Origin of the sequence: Nitrospira sp. T9 (assembly GCF_052156535.1) — a bacterium.
Classification (GTDB): domain Bacteria; phylum Nitrospirota; class Nitrospiria; order Nitrospirales; family UBA8639; genus Nitrospira_E.
Genome location: NZ_JBQKUP010000031.1, coordinates 1 through 1,251, shown reverse-complemented (window position 1 = coordinate 1,251; position 1,251 = coordinate 1). Strand labels below are relative to the sequence as shown.

Here is a 1,251-nt window from a genome sequence, read left to right as displayed (position 1 = left end):
CTGAACTTTCCCGTGTTTTGTGGACACCTGGTTAAGCCGCGAGAGCCCTTTCCTCAAACTCAGCTGGCGTCTGATAGCCAAGAACAGAATGGCGTCGCTGCCGGTTGTAAAAGACTTCGATATAGTCAAAAATCTCCGCTCTGGCCTCCTGACGCGTGTGATACTGTCGAGCATGAATGAGTTCCACCTTCAGTGTGTGGAAGAAACTTTCCGCGACCGCGTTATCCCAACAATTCCCCTTCCGACTCATACTGCACTGAATCCCCGAGGCGGTTAAGACTGCCTGAAACGCATTGCTGGCATACTGCACGCCCTGATCCGAATGGTGCCTGAGGCCAGGCCCCGGCTTCCCATTCTTGAGCGCCATCGTGAGCGCATCAAGCACTAACTGTTGAGTCATCCACCGATCCATGGCCCAGCCGACCACTTTCCGATGGTAGAGATCGAGCGTGATCGCAAGATACAACCATCCTTCGCGAGTGGGGATATAGGTGATGTCGGACACCCACCAGCAGTTGGGCGCGGCCACCGCAAACTGCCGTGCCAATACGTTCTCAGCGACCGGATGTGTATGACGAGAGTTTGTCGTAGCCTTGAACTTCCGTTTGTGCCGGGAGACAATCCCGTGCGTGCGCATCAACTGGGCGACTCGGTGTTTTCCGCAGGCCTGACCAGTTGCTTGCAGATCTGCATGAATACGGGGGCTGCCGTAGGTCTGCCGACTGCGTTGATGAATGGCTTTGATCTCCACCAGCAAACGGCGGTTTGCTCGGCTTCGTGGGCTTTCAGCACGTTGCAGCCAGGCATAGAACCCGCTTCTGCCCACTCCCAGCATTTGACACATCAGGCCGACTGGAAAGACTTCTCGATGATTCTGGATAAATACATATCTCATAGCGAATCCTTCGAGAAGATGGCTGCTGCTTTTTTTAATATATCTCGTTCCATCCGTAATCGCGCATTCTCGCGTCGCAGCCGCCGGAGTTCCTCGGCTTCCGGACTGCCTTGGCCATGGCCGGGAAACGCACCATTCGGGCTTTCGACTAACTCCTGTTTCCAGCGGCCTAACACCGTATCCTGGATGCCCAAATCCCGAGCTACTTGAGCCAGGCTACTTCTACCCTCCGTCAGAAGCCGAACGGCTTCAACCTTGAACTCTTTGGTAAAACTCCTCCGTGATCCTCCCATCGACACCTCCTTCAGTACATTATCCATACTTAATGACGTGTCCACAAAACCGGGGGAAGATCA

The 1,251-nt window shown here is 54.4% G+C and carries 1 protein-coding gene; it reads right to left on the bottom strand.

The window, feature by feature from the left end:
• Positions 1-31: 31 nt before the first annotated feature.
• A protein-coding gene (locus ACTRXD_RS06810; protein WP_442431087.1) for an IS3 family transposase occupies positions 32-1,188 on the bottom strand; the annotation gives its coding sequence in 2 pieces (ribosomal slippage) (positions 32-921 and positions 921-1,188; 1,158 coding nt in all).
• Positions 1,189-1,251 lie beyond the last annotated feature (63 nt).